Raw genomic sequence first — 22,507 nt, forward strand, 5'->3', positions numbered from 1 at the left:
GATAAATTGTTAAAGAGCAATTTCCGCATTTCGCCGCGGAAAGGAGGCACATAATACTGCACCCAAGAATTAAGTCAACCCCTTTTAATAAAAAAAGATCGCTATTTTTTGCGTTTGATCTTTTTTTCGCCACTGTAAAAAGTAAAACGGTCGAGACCTCTTCTCAACCGTTTTCAATTCGCCCGTATACGAAAAGTGTGGTCATTACATACCGACCACTACACACTCGGCAACGCTTTTTGCTTTTTGCAATGTGGAATTCGCCGCCGCACGATCGCCGACCGGCCCGATAAAAATTCGATTAAAGGTTGAACTGCTTGCCACGCGCGCATCAAACCCCGCCATTACCAGCCTTGCCTGCAAGTTTTCTGCCTGTTCGCGATTTTTAAACGCACCGCATTGCAATCCGAATTTCGCGGTTGACGTCGGCGTTGTCGTTTTACTCGCGGCAGAAGAACCCGAATTAACGGCACGCTCTTGTTTTGTTTTTGCCTGTACAACCTCCGCCGCTTTTGTTGTCGGAGGTGTCGGTTGCGGTTTCGGTTTTTCGATTGTCGCCGGAGTCTGTCTGGCGGTTTCTTGTGCTTGAACAGTCGACTGCACCACTGCATTTTTATCGACTTTCGGCACCTCGGTGACCTGTGCGTCACGTTCCAGCATTTGCAGAATCTTTTTCTGTTCTTCCGTCAGATTTTGTACTTTATCCAAACTTTTCGGACTATTATCAATCGGAATCTCCCGGGTTTCCAGATCGCGAATATAGCTCCACACTTCTTCAGGGCGGCTCGGCAAGGTGCTTTTCGGCTTATTATCCGTTGTATTTTCTGTTTCTCCGACAACCACACCGCTCTCGGTTGATTTTTCTTTCAACAAATATAATCCCGTTGCAAAAATGGATACAATGACCAAAGCAATCGTCAACAATAATCCTTTGTTCACTTTGTTTGCTTTCTTTTTCGATACTGTTCTGCCACGAGCAGCATAATCACGCTGAACCACTCAAATTACCTTATTAAATTAACATTCATCATAAACAAGCGGGGATTTTACTTAAAAAACCATCAAAATCCTAGCGTCTCTTACGATTATTATCACGGCTAGCCGAAATCCTGCGGATCGATGTCCAAGATACAACGCACCGTCGGGTTTAAATTCAATCCGCCCTTGTGTGCGGCAAATTGGTTCAGACAGTGCTGCAAAACCGCTCTTGATCGGTGTTGTAACAGCAAATGCCAGTGATATTGGCCGGCTTTTTTTGCTTGTAACGCTTCAATCGGCCCCAAAATCTGTAATCCCTCAATCTGCTGTTTTTTGACATGGTCATCGAAAAACATCACCAGTTGACTCAAGTAATCAACCGCACTTTGGCTGTTTTTACTTTTAGCCCGAAACAATGCCTGTGAAGCAAACGGCGGCAAGCCCATGCTTTGTCGCTGTTGCAGCACTTGTTTGGCAAATTGCGCGTAACCCTGCTGTAATAAAGTTTGTAACAGCGGATGCTGCGGAAAATGGGTTTGTAGCACCACTTCACCGGCTTTTTCGCTCCGTCCGGCACGCCCTGCCACCTGCACATAAAGCTGTGCCAACCGCTCTTCGCTGCGAAAATCTTCCGAAAACAGCGCACCGTCGATATTCACCATCGCCACCAGCGTCACATCCGGAAAATGGTGTCCTTTTGCCAACATCTGCGTGCCGATAAGAATTTGGCTTTTTTTGCTTTTAATCTCTTCCAGCCGTTGCTCCATTACGCCTTTTCGTGCGGTGCTGTCACGATCAAGGCGGGCGATACCGTACTGCGGAAATTTTTCCGCCAATACATTCTCCAGCTGCTCCGTGCCGATTCCGGAGGTGATCAGATGCGTCGAACCGCAAATCGGGCACTGACGCGGAATTTTTACTTTTCGTTCGCAGTGGTGGCAAATCAGAACAGCCTGTTTTTTGTGGTAAGTATAAGGACGATCACAATGCGAACATTCGGCAATCCAACCGCATTCATGGCACAGCAAAATCGGGGCATACCCCCGCCGGTTTAAAAACAGCAGCACTTGGTTGCCCCTTTCCAAATGCTGCCGCATTAAATGCAGCAGCTGCTCGGAAAGACCGCGATCGACCCGCTGTTTTTTCAAATCCAACACACGATGGCTTAATGCCGTGCTGTTCATTGCCCGTTGATTTAAGATTAGCGGTCGGTATTTGCCGTTTTCCACATTCGCCAAGCTTTCCAAACTCGGCGTTGCACTGCCCAAAATCAGCGGAACGGCATTATTTTTCGCCCGCATAACCGCCAAATCACGGGCATGGTGTCGCCAACCGCCGTCTTGCTGCTTATAAGACAGATCGTGTTCCTCATCTAAAATAATCAGCCCCAAATCCTGAAATTGAGTAAAAAGTGCGGATCGTGTGCCGATGACAACCGCACTTTCGCCGTTTTTCGCCCGCTGCCATACCAATAGACGTTGGGAATCGGTCAAATTGGAATGCAAGACGTCAATCGGCAGATTAAAGCGGTTGCTCACATGGCGCACCAGTTGCGGCGTCAGGCCGATTTCAGGGATCAGCAGAAGCACCTGTTTCCCCTGCTGTAACACATTTTCCATCAAATGCAGATATACTTCAGTTTTGCCGGAGCCGGTCACGCCGTCCAGTAACCAACATTGAAAGCCTTGATTAAAGTTCACTGCGCTGACCGCCAAAGCCTGTTGTTGGTTCAAACGCAATTTGTTTTCCTGCCTCAGCCAGTTCGCCGTCGCAAGTGCGGTTTGCCACAGTTCGGGCTGATAAGGCAACGTTTCGCCGATGATCAAGCCTTTTTCTTGCAATGTCCGACAGATTGCCCGACTCAATTCGCTGTCCGTTTGCAAAATGCCGTTTTCAGCCGCCGCAAGCCGTTGCAGTGCCAACTGCTGTTTTTTCGCACGTTTTAGGTCGCCTTGTGCAAGTGCGGTTTGTCCGGCGGGCGTGATTTTCCAACGGGATTGCACCGCACTTTGGTTTGCCTCGCCCTGCCGCAGTTTTACCGGCAACGCCTGAAAGAGCACCTCCCCCAATCCCGTTTGGTAATAACCGGCCGCCCATGTCAACAGGCGGTAAAGCTCGTCATTAAACAGCCCGCATTCGTCTAAGACACGCCGAATCGGTTTCAATTGACTTTCCGCCACCGCACTTTGTGTCGGAAAATCAATTACGATAGCTACACGCTCCTGTCGCCCGAAAGGCACGATCACCCGACTGCCGATTTGCAGCGACACGGATTCATCGAACCAATAATCAAAATAGCGGGGTAAAGGGATTGCCAATGCAACTCGGATCAAACGCATACGATTCTCGAAAATGGAACAAAGTCGCATTATAGCCGATTTGTCCTCCGACCGCACTTTGCCATTTTGCTCATTCGCCGCCTATTGCTTAACCGGTTTTTATTCTGTATAATCTTCCGTCTTTAAAAGACCTGCGCAGCTGCGCATAATTATTAACAATACATATGGTGTCGGACTGGTTTCCGATAGCGATATGGCTTCAATCCGAGGTTTTCCATGAAACAAGGTATCCATCCTGAATACAAAGAAATTACTGCAACCTGTTCTTGCGGTAATGTGATCAAAACACGTTCGACTGCCGGACGCGACATTAACTTGGACGTCTGTGGCGTTTGCCACCCGTTCTATACCGGTAAACAACGTGTCGTTGACACCGGCGGTCGTGTAGAACGTTTCAACAAACGTTTCAGCATTCCGGGCAGCAAATAATCGTAACTGATTTGAAGAAGCCGATTTCAGCAATGAAATCGGCTTTTTTATTGCTATAATTCCCACAACAACCGCACTTTCAGATAAGGGAAAATGATGACCGCACCAATTCAACAATTACTCGACATCATGGCACAACTTCGTCATCCGCAAAACGGCTGCCCATGGGATTTGGAACAGGATTACCAAAGCATGATCCCCTATCTGCTGGAAGAAAGCTACGAAGTAGTGGAAGCGCTACAAACCGCCGATTTCAGTGCATTAAAAGAAGAATTGGGCGATTTATTGTTACAGGTGATATTCCTCAGCCAGCTTGCCAAAGAAGACCAACGTTTTGAATTTAATGATGTGGTCAAAACCTTATGTGAAAAACTGATTCGCCGCCACCCGCACGTTTTCGGCGAAAATAAAGCGGAAAACAGCGAACAGGCATTAAAAAACTGGGAAGGCAAAAAACAGCAAGAGCGGTTGGCAAAACAGCAAAGCTCATTGTTAGACGATGTGCCGCACGCCCTGCCGGCATTATTGCGCGCCGAAAAACTGCAAAAACGGGGTAAAAAATTGGGTTTCGGCACACAATCCGTCGAGCAAACCCTAAACCAAGCGGAGCAGCAACTGGCCGCAATCAAAACTGCACTTCACGACAACCAAAATGCTCAAAGTGCAGTTTCCTCCCTACTATTTTCCATTTCCAACCTCAGCCGCCAATTAGGCTTACAAGCGGAGAGTCTGCTACGCGAAGAAAACCAACGCTTTGAACAAGCGGCGAGAGAGTTTGAAGTGAAAAATACCTAATAATATTGATCAAGCAAGTATTTTAAATAATTTAAACCGGTTTTTCGGTGATAGCTGATTATAAGAATTTAGTCAAAATACTTGGCTTCTATTCTAATACTTAATCCGTTTTTGAGCGGGATATTCGCCGATTATTTATTTAAACCACAGGCTAAATTTTCTCCAACTTCGCCAAATGCGCAATCAGCCATTTAATGCCCTGATTTTGAAAGGCAATTTGCAGGCGGGTGTTGTTGTCGCTGCCTTCGACATTGATAATTGTGCCGTTGCCGAATTTAGCATGACTAACTTTTTGCCCCGGTTTCCATTCACTTTGATTAAGTAAATTAATTCCGTTACGGCTGACCGCACTTGAACTGAAAGTGCGGGTTACCGTGCCGCGCAAACGGATTTCTCGAATATTTTCCGCCGGCAATTCCGCCACAAAGCGAGAAACCACATGGCGTTCTTCCTTGCCGTATAAACGGCGGCTTTCGGCATGGCTGATAGTGAGTTGTTTTTTAGCACGGGTGATGCCGACATACGCCAAACGCCGCTCTTCTTCCAGCCGTCCGCTCTCCTCCAACGCCATTCGACTGGGGAAAATGCCTTCTTCCATGCCGACAATAAACACTCTTGGAAATTCCAGCCCTTTGGCAGAATGCAAGGTCATCATTTCTACGCTCGGTTGATGGCGATCCGCCTGTCCTTCGCCGGCTTCCAGTGACGCATGGGTTAAAAAAGCACTGAGTTCGCTCATCTCGTCAGCTTCATCCGGTTTGATAAATTCGCGCGTGGCTGAAACTAATTCCTCCAAGTTTTCGATCCGCACTTCGCCTTTTTCGCCTTTCTCCTGCTGATACATCTGATATAAACCAGAATGTTTAATCACAAAATCAGTCTGTGCAAACAGCGGCATTTCGAGGCTGTCTTGCGCCAACGCATTGATCAATTCCATAAAACGCAAAAGTGCGGTCGCCGCACGCCCTGCCAGTTTATTTTCGCTGATCGCCAGATTGGTCGCTTGCCATAAGGTGATTTCTCGCTCTCTTGTTAATTGGCGCAAGGTATCCAATGTACGGTCGCCGATGCCGCGCGGTGGGGTATTCACCACACGCTCAAACGCTGCATCATCATTGCGATTGGCAATCAAGCGTAGATATGCCAATGCATCTTTAATTTCCTGCCGTTCAAAAAAGCGCATTCCGCCGTAAATCCGATACGGAATTTGCGCTTGCAGCAACGCTTCTTCCAGTACACGCGACTGGCTGTTACTGCGGTATAATACTGCGCAATCGCTGTATTGACCGCCGTATTCCTGCCATTGTTTGATTTGCGAGATCACAAAGCGCGCTTCGTCCAGCTCGTTAAATGCACAGTAAATCCCGACCGGCTCACCATTGTCGCCCTCCGTCCACAGATTCTTGCCCAATCGGTCGCTGTTATTGGCGATCAAATGGTTGGCCGCCTGTAAAATATTGGCGGTCGAACGATAATTCTGTTCTAAACGAATGGTTTCGGCTTTCGGATAATCCTGTAAAAAGCGTTGAATATTTTCGATTTTTGCGCCACGCCAACCGTAGATCGATTGATCGTCGTCGCCGACAATCATGACGTTGCCGTGTTCTCCCGCCAGTAATTTGATCCACGCATACTGAATATTGTTGGTATCCTGAAATTCGTCCACCAGAATATGCTGAAAGCGTTGTTGATAGCGTTGCAAAATCAGTGGTTTTTTCAGCCACAATTCATAAGCGCGCAGCAACAATTCGGCAAAATCCACCAGTCCTGCCCGATCGCAGGCATCTTGATATATTTGATAAATTCGAATCCATTCCCGTTCGCTGCGATCATGATGATCGTCAATCTGATGTGGGCGCAAGCCGTTGTCTTTTTTGTTGTTGATATACCAACAGGCTTGTTTTGGCGGAAAGTTTTTTTCATCGTAATTATGCAGTTTCAGCAAGCGTTTCAACAACCGCACTTGGTCTTCCGAATCTAAAATTTGGAAATCTTGTGGTAAATTGGCATCGGGATAATGGGCACGCAATAAGCGGTTGGCGATACTGTGAAAAGTGCCGATCCACATACCGAACAGTGGCTGTTCGCTACTGCGCTGCAAGGTGGCGGTGATCCGATGGCGCATTTCTGCTGCGGCTTTGTTGGTAAAGGTAACGGCTAAAATGTGCGATTCGGGGACATTTTCGACACCGACCAACCATGCGATACGGTGAGTCAGCACCCGTGTTTTCCCGCTGCCTGCGCCTGCCAGTACCATATAATTGCCTAACGGCGCAGCCACCGCTTGCCGTTGTTTGTCGTTCAAACCGTCCAATAATTCTGAAATATCCATATTCTGCCGTTCTGCTGATAATTTACTGGTTATTTATACAGGGGGATTATAGCAGGATTTTCGGGTTTTGAAATGGTGGCGGGGGATTTGTTTTGAGAGTGTGATTTGGGTTTTGTTAATAACACATTTCATTTTTATATTCACTATCGTGTTTTCGCCTAAGCGGCGAGCCTACTTTTCTTTGTTTGTGCAAAGAAAAGTAGCCATAAGAAAAAATCCACAATTAAAACTCCGCTGCAACCTCAAACGTCATCTCCTCGCCGTTAATCGGATGAGTAATGGTCAATGATTCGGCGTGCAGGCATAAGCGCGGAGCGAGGGCTTTGGCGGCAGGGTGGGCGTAGAATTTATCGCCCAATATCGGGTGTCCCAATGCCAGCATATGTACCCGCAATTGATGCGAACGACCGGTAATCGGGGTCAGGCGAACACGTGCAGTGTTATTTGAATACCGTTCCAGTATTTCATAATGCGTAACCGCTTTTTTACCACGTTCATAACAAATTTTCTGGCGTGGGCGGTTCTCCCAATCACAAACCAGCGGCAAATGGATAAAACCGCTCTCCCGTTGCGGATGCCCCCAAATCAGCGCCTGATAATGCTTTTTGGTTTCACGCTCACGAAATTGGCGCTTCAGCTCTTTTTCCGCATTTTTACTTAACGCAAACAGAATAATACCGCTGGTCGACATATCCAGTCGATGCGCCGCTTCGGCAAAACCGAATTTCTGCCGCACCCGAGTGGTGGCGCTGTCGAGGTATTCGGGACGATTGCCCGGGACGGACAACAGCCCGCTCGGTTTATTGATCACCGCCATGTAATTGTCTTGATAAACAATATCCAGCCACGGTTCGAGCGGCGGATCGTAATGAATCAATGCCATGTTGTGTTATTCCTTATTGCTGACGATCACCCGCAGGCTGTCCAGCCGCCACGAGGCTTGCTGCAATTGCCGCAGCGACTGTTGTTGCAGCCGCTCGAGTGCGTCGACTTCGTCTCGACGAATATTTTTATTCACCGCTTGAAGTGCGGTAAGCCGCTGGTATTCGCTGTTAAGCTGTTGTTCTGCGGCAAATTTGGCTTGTTCGATTAACGCCTGTGCTTTGGCTTCAATCTGTTTTTCTCCTTGCCGTAATGCCTGCTCGACCGCACTTCGTGTCATTTTCACCATTTTGTTCGCCATATTTTTGCCGATCGGTTTCAGCTGTTTTTGCAAAGCGCCGAACGCCACTTTGCCGGCGAGATCATTACCTTTACCGTCAAGCAGCAAACGGATCGGGGTCGGCGGCAGGAATCGGGTCAGTTGCAGCGACGACGGCGCTTGCACTTCCACCACATAAATCAGTTCGACCAACAGCGTGCCGGCAGGCAACGCCTTGTTAATCAGCAGCGAAACCGCACTTTTGCCGATATCGCCCGAGGTGATCAAATCAATGCCGTTGCGGATCATCGGATGATCCCAAGTCAAAAATTCCAGCTCTTCACGGGCTAAAGCCAATCGGCGATCAAAGGTGACCGTGCTGCCGTCTTCTTTAATCCCCGGGAAATCCGGCACCAGCATATGTCCGGTCGGGTGGATAACGATACTTTTTTCGCCCAAATCTTCCTGTTCCAACCCGATAATATCGAACAAACTGAGGCTGAATTGAATTAAATCCGTTGCCGCATCTTCCACCGCAATCTCTTCTGCCAGCCGCTGTGCGCTTTCGCCTCCGCTGGAATTGAGTTCCAACAGACGATCACGCCCCTGTTCCAGTTCGTGCTTAAGTTGTTGCTGCCATTGACGGGTCTGTTTCACGAACCGTTCAAATTCCTCATCAGGCTGTTGTTGTAAAAATGCCTGTAACCGCACTTGCTCGCGGGCGAAAATCGTCGCCCCCATCGGGCAGGTTTCTTCAAATGCATTCAGGCCGTCGTGATACCATTGTGTCAAAAGCTGTTGGCTGCTGTCGGCAAAAAACGGCACATAAATTTGAATATCATGTTGCTGCCCGATTCGATCCAGCCGTCCGATACACTGCTCCAGCAAATCAGGATCGGTCGGCAGATTGAACAGTACCAAATTCGAGGCAAATTGGAAATTGCGACCCTCGGAACCGATGGTCGAACTGAGCAGAATCTGCGCGCCGTCCTCGTGTTGGGCAAAATAAGCGGACGCCTTATCCCGCTCGACAATGGTCATTTTTTCATGAAACACCGCCGCACGAATGCCTTCTTTTTCGCGCAGCACCTGTTCCAATTGAATGGCGGTATTGGCGTGTTGACAGATCAGCAGGATTTTTTCGTCACGGTGATTTTTCAGAAATGCGATCAGCCAGTCGATACGCGGATCAAACTCCCACCATGCCGCCGCCGGATTGAGCTTTTGGAACAACATTTCCGGATAAAACACCACGTCTTCAGCCAATTCCTCCCCCAGCATTTTCCAAACTTTCATCGCATTTTGATACTGTTTCGGCAATTCGAGCTTAATCTGATGTAAAGTGCGGTTTGGGAACCCCTTCACCCCTTGGCGTGTATTACGGAACAACACTCGACTGGTGCCGTGGCGGTCAATCAGATTGGCGATTAACTCTTGTCGCGCCGCCTGTTGCTGTTCATTTGACGATTTCGGGCTATTGATGATTTTAAACAGCGGTTCGCTATCCTGCTCCGACAGCAACTCGGCAATGCTGTTTTGTTCAAGTGCGCTGAGCGCCGTCTCATTCAATAACGTATTAACCGCATCGGCAACCGGTTGATATTGTTGCTGTTCTTCAACAAAGGCAGCGTAATCATAGAAGCGTTCCGGATCAAGCAATTTCAGGCGGGCAAAATGGCTTTCCTGCCCCAATTGCTCCGGTGTTGCGGTCAACAACAATACGGCAGGAGTCTGTTGTGCCAATGTTGCCACCAGCCGATATTCCGCACTCGGCTGCGTTTGGCTCCACTGTAAATGGTGCGCCTCGTCCACAATCAGCATATCCCATTGCGCCTGACAAAGCTGTTCGGCACGCTGCGGCTGTTGCACCAGCCAATTCAGTGAACAAATCAGCAGCGATTCAGAATCAAACGGGTTTTCTACCGCACTTTGATCACGATTACCATCAAAATCCTGACAGCGCGCTTCATCAAATAAGGAAAAATTAAGGTTGAAACGGCGTAACATTTCGACCAACCACTGATGCTGCAACGTTTCCGGCACTAAAATCAGCACCCGTTGCGCTTTGCCGCCGAACAACTGCTGCTGCAAAATCATACCGGCTTCGATGGTTTTCCCCAATCCGACTTCGTCCGCCAATAGCACGCGCGGCGCAATGCGGCGGCCGACTTCGGTCGCAATGTGTAACTGATGCGGAATCAGTCCCGCCCGAATGCCGCGCAGCCCGCGCAATGGAGATTGAAACTGTGCCTGTTGATGGATTAACGCCTGATAACGCAAATTAAAATGTTCGTTACGGTCGATTTGGGCGGCAAACAACCGCTCTTGCGGCTTACTGAACGAAATATTATGATCCAGCTCCATTTCAGCCAACACCGCACTTTCACCGCTGTCGATTCGCATGCCCTGATAGCGGACAACGCCCTGCTGTTCTTCTATAGTTTGTACCTGCAATTGCCAGCCTTGATGACTCTTCACCACATCGCCGATGCCGAACACCACCCGTGTCAGCGGCGCAGAAGCGAACGCATAGACCCGCTGTTCGTCCGCCGCCGGAAACAACAGTGCTACCGTGCGCTGATCGACGCCGATCACCACGCCCAGTCCCAATCCGTTTTCACTTTCACTAACCCAGCGCTGTCCTATTGCAAATGCCGTCATTCTTTACGTCCTGTCTTGTTTCTTGTCGTCTTGAAAAAAGCGCTGATTATAGAGGAATACTAAGATTTATTTAATGACTTTGCGAGAAAAAATTTGAATCTGTAAAATCGGATTTAAATAATACAAATTTTAATGAAAATCCGGTTGATAATGTAAAGATGTCATATATAATTTCCAAAACCCACTCGTTCATAAGGTATTTTCACTATGAGCATAACTTCAAAAATCAAAACCGAACTTTTTTCCGGCTGGACTCGCTTTGAGATCATCTGGATCAGCTGCTTTCTAAGCATTCAAATTGCGATCTTTGCCGTTCAGCCCGATTCGATTCTCGCCACTGTGGCGGCAATCACCGGCATTTTATGCGTGATTTTCGTCAGCAAAGGGAAAATCAGCAACTATATATTCGGCTTTATCAGCGTAACCTGCTATGCCTACATTTCCTATACGTTCAAATTATACGGCGAAATGATGCTGAATCTGCTGGTGTATGTGCCGGTGCAATTTATCGGTTTTTATATGTGGCGCAAACATATGCACACCAAAAATGTAGCGCATAAAATCGAATACGATGAAGTGCTTGCCAAAGCCCTCACTCTGAAGCAGTGGGGCATTGTGATTGCCGCCTCCGCCATCGGCACATTTGCCTACACCCAACTGTTGCATAATCTGGGCAGCGCCTTGCCGGCACTGGACGGGGTCACGGTGGTGCTGTCGATTGTGGCGCAGATTCTGATGATCTTGCGCTATCGGGAACAGTGGGCTCTGTGGATTATCGTCAACTTGCTGACGATCAGCCTCTGGACGGCAATGTGGATTAAAAACGGCGAAACCAGTCTGCCGCTGTTGGTGATGTACATCATGTATCTTTGGAACTCGATTTACGGCTACCATAACTGGGCAAGAATGGTGAAAACCCAGCAACACACCTGATTTCACATCGAAAGGCGGGCTGCCGTGTCCGCCTTTTCATATTAAAATTTCAAATAAAACGCGCGGGTCAGTGCAATAAAATCAGGGTGATAACGGTTATCTGCCTGATAAACCACGATTTCGTCTACAGCAACCTCACTTTCAATCAAACCGAATTCCAACAACAGGCGCTGTGCCGCTTTGCCGTGTTTGGTTATCACCGCTGTCTTTTTCGTGCAATAAAGTGCGGTTTGATCCAGCTGCGCCAACAGATTTTCACCGGCGGCATACGGCAGAACAAAAGCGATTTTGCCCGCCGAATTGAGCAAATCTTGCGCTGCCGACAACCATAGCAAATGCCCCTGCGCCGCCCCTAAATAGCGGGCGGTTTGGCGCTCGGGATTGCGACAGCCCACACCTTGTGCAAAATAGGGCGGATTGGCGATTATCAGATCAAAGTGCGCTCGGGCTTGCAAAACATAATCCGCCAAATCTTGATTAACCACGTCAATTTTATCCGCCCATGGTGAATTTCGGCTATTCCGTTGCGCCTGTTGCGCCGCCGCGGGATCGATTTCCAGTGCGGCAATTCGGTAATTCGTATTATTTTCCGCCAAACGCTGTGCCAACATTAATGCCAGCAAGCCGCTGCCACAGCCCATATCCAACACTGACCGCACTTGTGCAATATTCGCCCACGCCCCCAATAAAATACTGTCGGTTCCCACTTTCATCGCACAACGATCATGCGCGACTGAAAATTGTTTGAATTGAAATGGTTGCATGGATTGTTCTCTTTTCTCTTTATAATGAAATTTAACCATCGGCTTTCATCGACACTGAAAAATACAAGCCCCATTCTACCCCAAATGACTTTATTCACATAAAACAAGTGCGGTATCGGCGCAGGACGGCTATAATCAGCGCACACAAAGATGAGGACATTTATGACAACAGCACAACACTTCGAAGCATTTGATCTGGCGCCCGAGCTGCTGAAAGCGCTGCATGACAAAAACTATCAGCGCCCGATGATGATTCAGGCGGAAGTGATCCCGCACGCACTGGAAGCGCGCGACATTCTCGGCTCCGCCCCGACCGGCACGGGCAAAACCGCCGCTTTTTTACTGCCTGCGATTCAACACTTATTGGATTTTCCACGCCGCAAACCGGGCGCCCCGCGTGTACTGGTATTGACCCCGACCCGTGAACTGGCAATGCAGGTTGCCGAACAGGCGAAAGAACTGGCGAAATATACCAAATTGAGTATCGCCACCATCACCGGCGGTGTTGCTTACCAAAATCACGGAGAAATTTTCAATAAAAATCAGGATTTGGTGGTCGCCACGCCCGGACGTTTATTGCAATATATCAAAGAAGAAAATTTTGACTGTCGTTCGGTGGAAATTCTGATTTTCGACGAAGCGGACAGAATGCTACAAATGGGCTTCGGACAAGATGCGGAGACCATTTCCGCCGAAACCCGCTGGCGCAGACAGACGTTGCTGTTTTCGGCGACATTGGAAGGCGAGCTGTTGGTTGATTTTGCCGATCGGATTTTGAATGATCCGGTGAAAATCGATGCTGATCCCAGCCGGCGTGAACGCAAGAAAATCCAGCAATGGATGTATCACGCCGACAACAAAGAACACAAATTCAAATTATTGGCTCGTTTAATCGAAAACGAACAGGTCGAGCGTGGAATTGTGTTCGTGCGCAAACGGGAAGATGTGCGTGAATTATCAGAGGATTTGCGTAAACGCGGTATTCGCAGCACTTATCTGGAAGGTGAAATGGCGCAAACCCAGCGTAACCATGCGATTGAGAAGCTCAAAAACGGGGTGGTCACTATTCTGGTTGCTACCGATGTGGCAGCACGCGGCATCGACATTGACGACATCAGCCATGTATTCAACTACGATCTTCCGTACAGCGCCGATACTTACCTACACCGCATCGGGCGCACCGCCCGTGCCGGTAAGAAAGGCAATGCGATTTCGCTAGTGGAAGGGCATGATTACCGTCTGCTCGGCAAAATCCGCCGTTATACCGCCGAAGCGTTGAAATCCCGACTTGTCGAGGGCTTGGAACCACGCACCAACCCGCCAAAAGACGGCGATCAAAAAACAGTCAGTAAAAAACAGAAAGCCCGTTTAAAAGAGAAAAAAAGCGAAAAATCGCAAGATAAGAAAAAAGTCAAAATCCGTCATCGCGACAGTAAAAATATCGGAAAACGCCGCAAACCGAGCGATCCGCAACGTGCCGCAGCGGAAAGTGCGGTTAAAAAGATCCCAACCGATGCTTAATAAAAAGAAACGGGGCGAAATACATTTTTCGCCCCATTTTGTTTTTGTTATCAATCAATTAAAAACTGATTGCCAGTTTGCCGTACACCGCCGCTCCGCTTTCGTTATAAGTCGAAGCACCTGCGCCGCTGCGATACAGTTTCTTATTGAAGATATTATTCACCCCGACACGCAGATCAACATTTTTGCTGATTTTATAGCCGGTATTGAAACCTACCAAGGTATAGCTGCCCAAGACTGAATGATCAAGACCATTGCTATTTTCAGTTCGGTTCTCCGCATATTGACGCGGTTTTTGCCGACCGTAGAATGTTGCCGTCAATTGGGTATCCCATTTCGGTGTAATCTGCCAATCCAAGAAGGTATTGATGGTATATTTCGGAATGATCGACAACGGATTGCCGGTCGATTTGTCCTTGCTTTGGATCATATAGGTGAAATTATTGGTCCATTTCAAATCATCGCTCAACGGCATGGTCAAACTGCCTTCCAGTCCTTCCACCACCGCTCTTGGAATGTTCGTCCACTCCAGCAATTGATATCCGTTGACGCTTTGCAAAAATTCTTTGCCGGCCCCGATTTTATTGCGGTAATCATTACGGAACCAAGCAAATGATGCGCTCCAGTCACGCAGATTATATTCCACGCCCAATTCTTTATTGATACTGGTTTCCGGTTTCAAATTGCTGTTGCCTATCAAATAACACTGGGTTGCATCACCAATCGGACAGCCGTTTCCGCGGGTGAATAACAAATAACCCGGCGTACTTTGGTACAGATTCGGCGCTTTATACGCCTGTGCGATACCGCCTTTCAGTGTCCAGTTGTCATTGATATGGTAAAACGCATTCAAGCCCGGGCTGACTTTACTGCCGGAGCGGCTGTTATGATCGAAACGTACCGCAGGAATCAAATTGATTTGTTCGCTGAGTAATATATTATTTTCGATAAAGGCGGAGAAATTATCCTGTGAAGTTTTGCCTTTATTCAAATTGTTCAAACCGATAAAATTCGCCCGTGCAGCAAATGCTTGTCGCATAGACGCCGGATCTTGCAGGCTGTCGTGATTGAATTCCGCACCGACGGTGACCGCTTGCGGCACAAACCACTCAAACGGCACGCTGATTTCAGCGGCAAGGCGGGAACTTTTCAGCGTGCTGTCGGTATAAACCAGCTCGCCGTTTTCGTCCATAATCCGCCCTTCAGGCCCACCGGCCAGCCCTTCCAGCAAACGGGTATTGCGCGTTTTTTCATAACTTGCGGTGAGTTTACTGGTTCCCCAAGCCCAATCGCCGTCGTGCATAATCGAATAACTTTGGCGGTACATACGGTTGGTCTCACTACCGTACAGGCTTTGTGTCAACTCGGTCGGATTGTTATGTTGAGTATCGCCGGCATAAATATTGCCCTGACGGCTGTAAGACGTATCAACGGTCACTGACTGCTGCGGGCTGATTTTCCATGCCAGTCGTCCGGCGATATCACGATTGCGCACCCCCTCCCGACCGGCGGCATTGGAACCGTTTTGTAAGGTATTGATCTCCTGTGCATCGGCACCGGTTTTATTCAAATTGCCGTAAAGACGGAATGACAACACATCATCGACAATCGGTCCGTTCAGGTTAAAGCCGACACGGTTTGTTGCGCCCTCTTTGCTGTCGAACGGCTGATTGGTGTAATAAGTCAATGCGCCGCTCAATTTTTCGCTGATTTTTTTGGTCGTGATATTCACCACGCCGCCTGCCGCCCCGGAACCGTAACGTGCCGCTGCCGGCCCGCGCAGCACTTCAATCGACTCAATCTCTTCCACCGGCACCCAGTTGGAATCGCCACGGGTATCGCGCTGTCCGCGCCAGCTGTAACGCACCGAATTACGTGAAGTAACCGGCTTACCGTCAATTAAAATCAGCGTATTTTCCGGCCCCATGCCGCGAATATCAATCTGGCGGTTATTGCCGCGCTGCCCCGTCGCCGTATTCCCGGTCAAGTTGACGCCCGGCATCTTGCGCACCAGTTCGGATACATCGTTAGTGACCGCACTTTTCGCGATTTCGTCTGCCGACAGCTGGCTGACACCTAACGATTGCTTCAATTGTTGCTCGGCAGTGACCGTGATTTGCGCCAACACCGTCTCTTCCCCGCTCGCCGGCTCATCGGCATAAAGCAACGGGCTGAATGCCAGCAGCATTCCTGCTGTAATTTTATTTTTGACAAACTGCATGTTGTGTTCCTTACTTTTAATATTCATATCGGTTGGTTTTGTAAAGCAAAAACATGATATGATAATCAATACCAAATGGTCAATGCGAACTATTATTATTTTTAACATTCTTTTCAGACTACAGCGCAAAACAGTATCAATATGATATTTATAAGAAAATTCCTGTACTTTTTATATGGATTATTTATGATCGCCATGCCCTCTACAGCGGAACGTCAGCCAAGTGCGGTAAACACGAGCGAATCCCTGTTTCAACTCGAGCAGCTGGACCGCACTTTCAATCACCATTCCTACCGTCTGTTTATCGCTACACCAAAACAAGCGAATAATGGAAACCTGCTGTATTTATTGGACGGCAACGCCCACTTCACCGCAGCCTTGCAAGCCGTTGATCCCGAATTGCCGTTGCCGACCATTGTCGCCATCGGCTATCCGATCGAGCAAGCCTATGCCGTCACAGAACGGACACGGGATTACACCTTTGCTGCAGACGGAGAAGAATTTGCTAATGGCGGCAAGGCGGCGGATTTTCTCGATTTTATCGCCGAATTACCGCAGCAATTACAACAGCAATACGCATTGCACCCGCAACACACCCTGTTTTTCGGACACTCGTTCGGCGGCTTGTTCGGGTTATATGCCTTGCTGAACAAACCGCACTTGTTTGACGATTACACCCTTGCCAGCCCGTCATTATGGTGGGGCAACGGCACTATTTTGCAACAGCGTAAAGCCGACGTTGAACAACTTAAAACAGCGTCAATCCTGTTTACCCTGAGCGAATATGAAGCCAATCCGCAGGCGGATCCCGCTCAAGACGCTGCCCGCATTCAGCGCATTACCAAGCGGCACAATATTCTGAACGTACAAGCGTTACGGCAACAATTGGCGCAACAAGGCGTCATCAGTGATTTTAAGCTGATTCCGAAAACCAACCACGGCGGAAGTGCGGTTGTCGCATTAAAACTGGCGGTGCAAAAAGCGCAGCAAACGAAAAAATAAGCGTTTCAACCACAACCCGATCAAAAAATTTGTTATAGTTTTGTTGTTTATATCTGAAAATAAGGAAAGCAAACATGCAATACCGACAACTGGGCAACACCGATTTACACGTCAGTTTAATCTGTTTGGGCACGATGACCTTCGGCGAACAAAACAGCGAAGCCGAAGCGCACCGTCAATTAGATTACGCCGTGGCACAAGGGGTGAATTTTATTGATACCGCCGAAATGTATCCGGTGCCGCCAAACGGCTCAACCTACGGCAAAACCGAAACCTATATCGGCAGCTGGCTGACGAAACAGCCGCGCGACAAGCTGATTGTCGCCAGCAAAATCGCCGGTCCGTCTCGCGCCAACGATAACCAAAATTATATCCGCGGCGGTTCCCGTTTCAGCCGTGAGCAGATCATCGCCGCCTGTAATGCCAGCCTGAAACGGCTGCAAACCGATTATCTGGATCTGTATCAGCTGCACTGGCCGGAGCGCCAAGTCAATTTCTTTGGTCAACTCGGCCTGACCGCACTTGATGAAGCCGATGATATTACCCCGTTACAAGAAAGCCTGGAGGCGCTGCAAACTTTACAACAGCAAGGAAAAATCCGCCATTTCGGCTTGTCCAACGATACGCCGTGGGGTGTCATGGAATGTCTGCGCTTACAGCGGGAATTAAGCCTGCCGCGCGTGGTGTCGGTGCAAAATCCTTACAACCTGCTCAACCGCAGCTATGAAGTGGGATTAAGCGAAATTTCATTACGTGAACAAGTCGGGCTGCTTGCCTATTCACCGCTGGCATTCGGGCTGTTGAGCGGCAAATACCGCACTCAGCCGTGGCCCGAAAAAGGGCGTCTAACCCTGTTTGAACGTTTTAAACGCTACACCAAACCGAAGGGCTTCGAAGCGGTGGAACGCTATGCCGAAATTGCCGAACAGGCGGGCATCAGCCTGACCGCACTTGCACTTGCCTTTGTCAATCAACAATCGTTTGTCGCCAGTAATATTATTGGCGCAACCACGCAGGAACAGTTAAAAGAGAATATCGCCAGTGTCAACGTGCGCTTAAACGATGAGATCCTCGCCCAAATCAATGCGGTTCATGCGGAAATCAGTAATCCTTGCCCGTAACGGCGCTTTAAGGGCGTGTCTATTCCGGCACGCCGCGTAGCAACGGATATTTAACGAACGGCTCAATCGAAGTCGATGCCGGCAGATCATGAAACAACAGAATGAACGGCTTCGGCGGAATCACTTTTTCATTACGCCACAAACTGCCCATGCCGACCAGTTGGATATCTTGCGGTAAATTGGCAAGACCTTGCTGTAAGACACGAATGGTATTTTTACGCGGATGGCCGATCACAATCGCCGTCCCGTGTTTACGGGCATATTGCAGCGCCAACCTGAACTGGCGCTGAACGTCGGCATATTCATCGCTATCGTCAAGGAAAATATGGCGATCAAGCGCAATCACGCCATGTTCTTTGGCGACTTTGCTTGCCACACTGCTGCCGATGGTACGGCTATCGAGAAAAAATAATTTATGCTGCGCCAAATTCCGCATTAAATGGTTCATCAAAGTGCGGTCGGCGGTAGCGGCACTGCCCATGTGATTGTTCAGTCCGATGGCATAAGGCACTTGCCGACGGGCATAATCGATTTTTTCCGTCACTTGCCGTGCCGACATGCCCAAACGCAAGCCCTCTTTTTCCAGCCGCATATTGGCCTTCGGCTGCATCGGCTGATGAATCAAAATATCACGCCCCTGCTGTTTCGCCTGCTTCGCCCGTGCCGCGGCATTTGGCGCCGACGGAATAATCGCCACCGAAATCTCTTTCGGCAACTGATAAATTTTTTGATCGTCCGCCCGATAGCCGATATCGTCAATCACGATTGCCAGACGTGCCGCCCGGCTACTGTTGATCATCAGCAGGAAAAAAAGACAAAGTGCGGTTTTTTGGATTGGTTTCATTATCGCCCTACCGTCCCGTCGATTTTTTCTTCTAATCTTGCCTGCGGATTGTCGTAAAAACCCTGTTTATTTGCTGTTATTTTTTCCACTATTTCACCCAATTCAACGGATTAACCGGATTGCCTTTGCGACGGATCTCAAAATAGAGTGACGGCTTGCCTTGTCCGCCGCTGTTGCCGACTTCGGCAATCTTCTGCCCGCGTTTAACGTATTGCCCGTTTTGCACGCTCAAACGCTGATTGTAACCGTACAGGCTCATATCGCCGCCACCGTGATCGACCACCACCACTAAACCGTAACCTTGCAGCCAGTCGGACAAAATCACCCGTCCGTCGGCAATCGCTTTCACCGCAGCGCCCGAACTGCTGTTGATCACAATCCCTTTCCAGCGCAATTCCCCCATTTGCACCGAACCGAAACGATTGCCAATGCTGCCGTTCGTCGGCATCGCATACTGTTTCTTGCCGGCGCCCAAGCCGTTGGCTTTTCGGGTCAGATTTTTTTCATTTTCGGTCGGCTGATACGGCTTCTCGCTCTTTTTCTCTTGTTCGGCTTTTTTGCGCTGATACGCCGCCAATTCTTCCTGCTCACGTTTTTTGGCGCGCGCTTCCGCCTGAGCAATCGAGCGTTTCAGGCTGTTTTCATTCTCTTTCAGCACATCTAAGCGGTTTTCACCCTGTTTAATCGAACGATCCAGTTTTGTCAGGGTCGATTTGCGCTCGTTCTGCGTTTTTTGTAATGACGATTGCGACTGTTTCTGCTTGCTTAAAATCGCCTGTTGCTGTTTCTGCTGTTGTTGGGCTTCGGCTTTTTGTTCCGTCAAACTGCTCCGCGTCTGTTGAATCGATTCGATTAATTCAAGACGGGAGCGATTAAATTGCTGATAATACGCCAGCATCCGATCACTGACCTGCGCTTTTTCCGACAACATTTTTTCCACCACCGACGGATTTAACCCGGCACGATAGGCGGAATCCAACTGTTCCGCCAATTTCTGTTTTTGTGCCGCCAATTGCTTTTCCAGCTGTGCGATCTGCTTGTCGGTTTCACGAATGCTGCGCCGCAATTCGTCCAGTTCCTGCTCGGTTTTGCGCAACTCTCCCAACACATTGTTGATGCTGTTTTCCTGTTTTTTCAACTCTTGCTGCAAACGGTTTTGCTCTTTGCGTTGTTGCGACAACTGCTGTTGCTGTCGTTTAATCTGCTGCCGCACTTCGGACAAATCCTGCTGATTGGCATACGCTGTAACGCTCACCACAACGTTGCACGCTGCAATGGCAAATAAAAATAAGAAAATGCGTTTCATATCCCGTACCGGCACCGAATGTAACTCCCGTTTGACCTGATGATTACAAAATTCATACATTTTAATCGCTTCTCGGCAAAAGATCAGCCGTTCCCGGCAGAATATCAGCAAAGATCCGGTTTTTCTATTTAAACTTCAACAAATATTTGCTATAAATGCCACACGATTTAGCCAATAATTTTTGAACACCTTAAAACAACAGGAGAACTTTTTTATGGAATTAGTATTCATTCGTCACGGTTTCAGTGAGTGGAATGCAAAAAATCTGTTTACCGGCTGGCGTGACGTCAACCTGACAGAACGCGGCATTGAAGAAGCCAAATCCGCAGGTCAAAAATTAAAAGAAGCCGGTTTTGAATTCGATATTGCGTTCACATCCGTTTTAACCCGTGCAATCAAAACCTGTAATATCGTGTTGGAAGAATCCGAGCAGCTGTGGATCCCGCAAGTCAAAAACTGGCGTTTGAACGAGCGTCACTACGGCGAATTGCAAGGTCTGGACAAAAAAGCCACCGCTGAAAAATACGGTGACGAGCAAGTGCATATCTGGCGTCGTTCTTACGACACTCTGCCACCGTTGTTGGCGCAAGACGATCCGAATTCCGCCCACAATGATCGCCGCTACGCCCATTTGCCGAGCGATGTCGTGCCGGACGGTGAAAACTTGAAAGTGACATTAGAGCGCGTATTGCCTTTCTGGGAAGATCAAATCGCACCGGCTTTATTAAGCGGACAACGCGTTTTAGTCACAGCTCACGGCAATTCCTTGCGTGCTTTGGCAAAACATATCGAAGGCATTTCCGATGCGGATATTATGGATCTGGAAATCCCGACCGGTCAGCCGTTAGTATATCAATTGGACGATAATCTGAAAGTCGTGAAAAAATACTACCTGTAATTTTTACGACCTGATTTTATCCCGACCAAACCGCACTTTTTCGCAAAGTGCGGTTCTTTAGTTTGTCGGCTGCCGATATTTTCGCCCGACGCGCTACAATTTAACCGATCCCGCCCCAGTTTTATTTGGTTAAACCACACAAGAGCGGTTATACTTAGCACTCTTTTACTCACTACTATTTTTACGGATTGAGATTTTAAATGGAAGATTTTATCCCTAAGGCTGTCGAATTTGCCGGTAATCACACTATTATGGTTGCGGCTTGGGTTATCGTATTTATCGGTGTCATTGTCACCTTTGCCAAATCGGCGACCTCAGCAGTGAAAGTGATCGATAATTCACAACTGACCCAACTGATCAACAAAGAAAACGCCGTGGTGGTTGACGTCAGAACGCTGGACGAATTCCAGCGCGGCCATATTATCGGCAGCGTACAAGTCTTGCCGAGCGAAATTAAAAACCGCAATGCCGCAGTATTGGAAAAACACAAAAACGTGCCGTTAATCGTTGCCGATGCCGGCGGGCTGGGTTCGGAATCATTGGCAAACCAACTGCACAAGCAAGGCTTTAACCCGATTTACAGTTTAAAAGAAGGCATCAGCGGTTGGAAAGCGGCAAATTTACCGCTGGTTAAACACTAATATTTTTATATCTATCATATTCAAGGGAGCAGACAATGGCTGACGAAAATACTCAAGCAGCAAACAATGAAGAACAAGCGGTGCAACCGACCCTGCAAATCCAACGCATTTACGTGAAAGACGTTTCGTTCGAAGCGCCAAATTTACCGACCATTTTCCAACAGGAATGGAAACCAAATTTGAAATTCGATCTGAATACTGAAACTGTCGAGTTGGCGGAAGGTTTGTATGAAGTCTGCCTGAATTTGACGGTGGAAACCACACTGGAAGAGAGCGAAGAAGTGGCGTTTATCTGCGAAGTCAAACAAGCCGGCGTGTTCACCGTGTTAGGCTTGGAAGGCGTTCAACTGGCTCACTGCTTGACCGCTCAATGCCCTAATATGCTGTTCCCGTATGCCCGCGAACTAATTGCCAGCCTGGTCAATCGCGGCACTTTCCCGGCATTGAACCTGTCACCGGTCAATTTCGATGCCTTATTCATGCAACAACTGCAAGCGCAGCAAGACGCTGTCGAACAAAGTGCGGAAACGCAGACCCACTAAAATTCAATATTTTCAAAATAGTTGGTTTTTATCACACAA

At 48.4% G+C, this 22,507-nt stretch carries 18 protein-coding genes; 9 read left to right on the top strand and 9 right to left on the bottom strand.

Going from position 1 to position 22,507, the window contains the following annotated elements; genetic code table 11:
* Positions 1–204: 204 nt before the first annotated feature.
* Both ftsN and priA read right to left on the bottom strand, forming a co-directional pair.
* Entirely contained in the window at positions 205–999 is a 795-nt protein-coding gene (gene ftsN, locus OA57_RS05570; protein ID WP_034614666.1) for a cell division protein FtsN, read from the bottom strand.
* Between the two features lie 98 nt (positions 1,000–1,097).
* The gene (gene priA, locus OA57_RS05575) at positions 1,098–3,317 is read right to left on the bottom strand and encodes a primosomal protein N' (protein ID WP_034614671.1); all 2,220 of its coding nucleotides are present in this window, start codon (positions 3,315–3,317) and stop codon (positions 1,098–1,100) included.
* A gap of 216 nt (positions 3,318–3,533) precedes the next feature.
* Here priA and rpmE point away from each other — a divergent pair, with 216 nt between their 5' ends.
* Both rpmE and mazG read left to right on the top strand, forming a co-directional pair.
* Complete coding sequence (gene rpmE, locus OA57_RS05580) at positions 3,534–3,746, top strand: 50S ribosomal protein L31 (RefSeq protein WP_034614673.1); 213 nt, start codon at positions 3,534–3,536, stop codon at positions 3,744–3,746.
* A 96-nt stretch (positions 3,747–3,842) separates the two neighbouring features.
* Positions 3,843–4,541 (top strand): nucleoside triphosphate pyrophosphohydrolase, encoded by a 699-nt coding sequence (gene mazG / locus OA57_RS05585; protein WP_052122395.1) that lies wholly within the window; start codon positions 3,843–3,845, stop codon positions 4,539–4,541.
* A 151-nt stretch (positions 4,542–4,692) separates the two neighbouring features.
* Here mazG and uvrD read toward each other — a convergent pair whose 3' ends face one another.
* The 3 genes from uvrD to rapA form a co-directional block, all read right to left on the bottom strand.
* The gene (uvrD, locus tag OA57_RS05590) at positions 4,693–6,873 is read right to left on the bottom strand and encodes a DNA helicase II (protein WP_034614676.1); all 2,181 of its coding nucleotides are present in this window, start codon (positions 6,871–6,873) and stop codon (positions 4,693–4,695) included.
* Between the two features lie 223 nt (positions 6,874–7,096).
* On the bottom strand, positions 7,097–7,756 hold the full coding sequence (rluA, locus tag OA57_RS05595; protein WP_034614679.1) for a bifunctional tRNA pseudouridine(32) synthase/23S rRNA pseudouridine(746) synthase RluA: 660 nt from the start codon (positions 7,754–7,756) through the stop codon (positions 7,097–7,099).
* Positions 7,757–7,762: 6 nt separating this feature from the next.
* The gene (gene rapA / locus OA57_RS05600) at positions 7,763–10,675 is read right to left on the bottom strand and encodes an RNA polymerase-associated protein RapA (RefSeq protein ID WP_034614681.1); all 2,913 of its coding nucleotides are present in this window, start codon (positions 10,673–10,675) and stop codon (positions 7,763–7,765) included.
* A gap of 207 nt (positions 10,676–10,882) precedes the next feature.
* On the opposite strand from rapA, the gene pnuC reads away from it, so the two are divergent.
* Positions 10,883–11,608, top strand: a complete 726-nt coding sequence (gene pnuC / locus OA57_RS05605) for a nicotinamide riboside transporter PnuC (protein WP_235424638.1) — start codon at positions 10,883–10,885, stop codon at positions 11,606–11,608.
* A gap of 41 nt (positions 11,609–11,649) precedes the next feature.
* Here the strand turns inward: pnuC and OA57_RS05610 are convergent, their stop codons facing one another.
* Positions 11,650–12,372 carry a tRNA1(Val) (adenine(37)-N6)-methyltransferase gene (locus OA57_RS05610; protein ID WP_034614688.1) on the bottom strand — a complete coding sequence of 241 codons (723 nt, stop codon included), beginning with the start codon at positions 12,370–12,372 and terminating at the stop codon, positions 11,650–11,652.
* A gap of 162 nt (positions 12,373–12,534) precedes the next feature.
* On the opposite strand from OA57_RS05610, the gene srmB reads away from it, so the two are divergent.
* Entirely contained in the window at positions 12,535–13,893 is a 1,359-nt protein-coding gene (srmB, locus tag OA57_RS05615; RefSeq protein WP_052122396.1) for an ATP-dependent RNA helicase SrmB, read from the top strand.
* Positions 13,894–13,951: 58 nt separating this feature from the next.
* Here the strand turns inward: srmB and OA57_RS05620 are convergent, their stop codons facing one another.
* A complete protein-coding gene (locus tag OA57_RS05620; protein ID WP_034614691.1) occupies positions 13,952–16,114 on the bottom strand; it encodes a FepA family TonB-dependent siderophore receptor in 2,163 nt (720 codons plus the stop codon).
* Positions 16,115–16,300: 186 nt separating this feature from the next.
* Between OA57_RS05620 and OA57_RS05625 the strand changes: the two genes are divergently transcribed.
* Entirely contained in the window at positions 16,301–17,116 is an 816-nt protein-coding gene (locus tag OA57_RS05625) for an alpha/beta hydrolase (protein ID WP_052122397.1), read from the top strand.
* A 74-nt stretch (positions 17,117–17,190) separates the two neighbouring features.
* Positions 17,191–18,237, top strand: a complete 1,047-nt coding sequence (locus OA57_RS05630; RefSeq protein ID WP_034614696.1) for an NADP(H)-dependent aldo-keto reductase — start codon at positions 17,191–17,193, stop codon at positions 18,235–18,237.
* 19 nt (positions 18,238–18,256) lie between these two features.
* Here the strand turns inward: OA57_RS05630 and OA57_RS05635 are convergent, their stop codons facing one another.
* Positions 18,257–19,036 carry a divergent polysaccharide deacetylase family protein gene (locus OA57_RS05635; RefSeq protein WP_235424649.1) on the bottom strand — a complete coding sequence of 260 codons (780 nt, stop codon included), beginning with the start codon at positions 19,034–19,036 and terminating at the stop codon, positions 18,257–18,259.
* A 133-nt stretch (positions 19,037–19,169) separates the two neighbouring features.
* The gene (envC, locus tag OA57_RS05640) at positions 19,170–20,387 is read right to left on the bottom strand and encodes a murein hydrolase activator EnvC (RefSeq protein ID WP_052122407.1); all 1,218 of its coding nucleotides are present in this window, start codon (positions 20,385–20,387) and stop codon (positions 19,170–19,172) included.
* 214 nt (positions 20,388–20,601) lie between these two features.
* Here envC and OA57_RS05645 point away from each other — a divergent pair, with 214 nt between their 5' ends.
* The 3 genes from OA57_RS05645 (at position 20,602) to secB (ending at position 22,468) form a co-directional block, all read left to right on the top strand.
* Positions 20,602–21,285 carry a 2,3-diphosphoglycerate-dependent phosphoglycerate mutase gene (locus tag OA57_RS05645; RefSeq protein ID WP_034614703.1) on the top strand — a complete coding sequence of 228 codons (684 nt, stop codon included), beginning with the start codon at positions 20,602–20,604 and terminating at the stop codon, positions 21,283–21,285.
* A 200-nt stretch (positions 21,286–21,485) separates the two neighbouring features.
* The gene (locus tag OA57_RS05650; protein ID WP_034614707.1) at positions 21,486–21,926 is read left to right on the top strand and encodes a rhodanese-like domain-containing protein; all 441 of its coding nucleotides are present in this window, start codon (positions 21,486–21,488) and stop codon (positions 21,924–21,926) included.
* Positions 21,927–21,961: 35 nt separating this feature from the next.
* Positions 21,962–22,468: a protein-export chaperone SecB gene (gene secB, locus OA57_RS05655; RefSeq protein ID WP_034614711.1), complete on the top strand. Its 507-nt coding sequence runs from the start codon at positions 21,962–21,964 to the stop codon at positions 22,466–22,468.
* Positions 22,469–22,507 lie beyond the last annotated feature (39 nt).

It is taken from the genome of Chelonobacter oris (assembly GCF_000772535.1).
In the GTDB taxonomy this organism is placed as follows: Bacteria; Pseudomonadota; Gammaproteobacteria; order Enterobacterales; family Pasteurellaceae; genus Chelonobacter; species Chelonobacter oris.

Excerpts from the sequence above, each read along its gene's own strand:
- priA (WP_034614671.1), bottom strand. The coding sequence starts at position 3,317 with ATGCGTTTGATCCGAGTTGCATTGGCAATCCCTTTACCCCGCTATTTT.
- rpmE (WP_034614673.1), top strand. The coding sequence starts at position 3,534 with ATGAAACAAGGTATCCATCCTGAATACAAAGAAATTACTGCAACCTGT.
- mazG (WP_052122395.1), top strand. The coding sequence starts at position 3,843 with ATGACCGCACCAATTCAACAATTACTCGACATCATGGCACAACTTCGT.
- uvrD (WP_034614676.1), bottom strand. The coding sequence starts at position 6,873 with ATGGATATTTCAGAATTATTGGACGGTTTGAACGACAAACAACGGCAA.
- rluA (WP_034614679.1), bottom strand. The coding sequence starts at position 7,756 with ATGGCATTGATTCATTACGATCCGCCGCTCGAACCGTGGCTGGATATT.
- rapA (WP_034614681.1), bottom strand. The coding sequence starts at position 10,675 with ATGACGGCATTTGCAATAGGACAGCGCTGGGTTAGTGAAAGTGAAAAC.
- pnuC (WP_235424638.1), top strand. The coding sequence starts at position 10,883 with ATGAGCATAACTTCAAAAATCAAAACCGAACTTTTTTCCGGCTGGACT.
- OA57_RS05610 (WP_034614688.1), bottom strand. The coding sequence starts at position 12,372 with ATGCAACCATTTCAATTCAAACAATTTTCAGTCGCGCATGATCGTTGT.
- srmB (WP_052122396.1), top strand. The coding sequence starts at position 12,535 with ATGACAACAGCACAACACTTCGAAGCATTTGATCTGGCGCCCGAGCTG.
- OA57_RS05620 (WP_034614691.1), bottom strand. The coding sequence starts at position 16,114 with ATGCAGTTTGTCAAAAATAAAATTACAGCAGGAATGCTGCTGGCATTC.
- OA57_RS05625 (WP_052122397.1), top strand. The coding sequence starts at position 16,301 with ATGATCGCCATGCCCTCTACAGCGGAACGTCAGCCAAGTGCGGTAAAC.
- OA57_RS05630 (WP_034614696.1), top strand. The coding sequence starts at position 17,191 with ATGCAATACCGACAACTGGGCAACACCGATTTACACGTCAGTTTAATC.
- OA57_RS05635 (WP_235424649.1), bottom strand. The coding sequence starts at position 19,036 with ATGATCAACAGTAGCCGGGCGGCACGTCTGGCAATCGTGATTGACGAT.
- envC (WP_052122407.1), bottom strand. The coding sequence starts at position 20,387 with ATGAAACGCATTTTCTTATTTTTATTTGCCATTGCAGCGTGCAACGTT.
- OA57_RS05645 (WP_034614703.1), top strand. The coding sequence starts at position 20,602 with ATGGAATTAGTATTCATTCGTCACGGTTTCAGTGAGTGGAATGCAAAA.
- OA57_RS05650 (WP_034614707.1), top strand. The coding sequence starts at position 21,486 with ATGGAAGATTTTATCCCTAAGGCTGTCGAATTTGCCGGTAATCACACT.
- secB (WP_034614711.1), top strand. The coding sequence starts at position 21,962 with ATGGCTGACGAAAATACTCAAGCAGCAAACAATGAAGAACAAGCGGTG.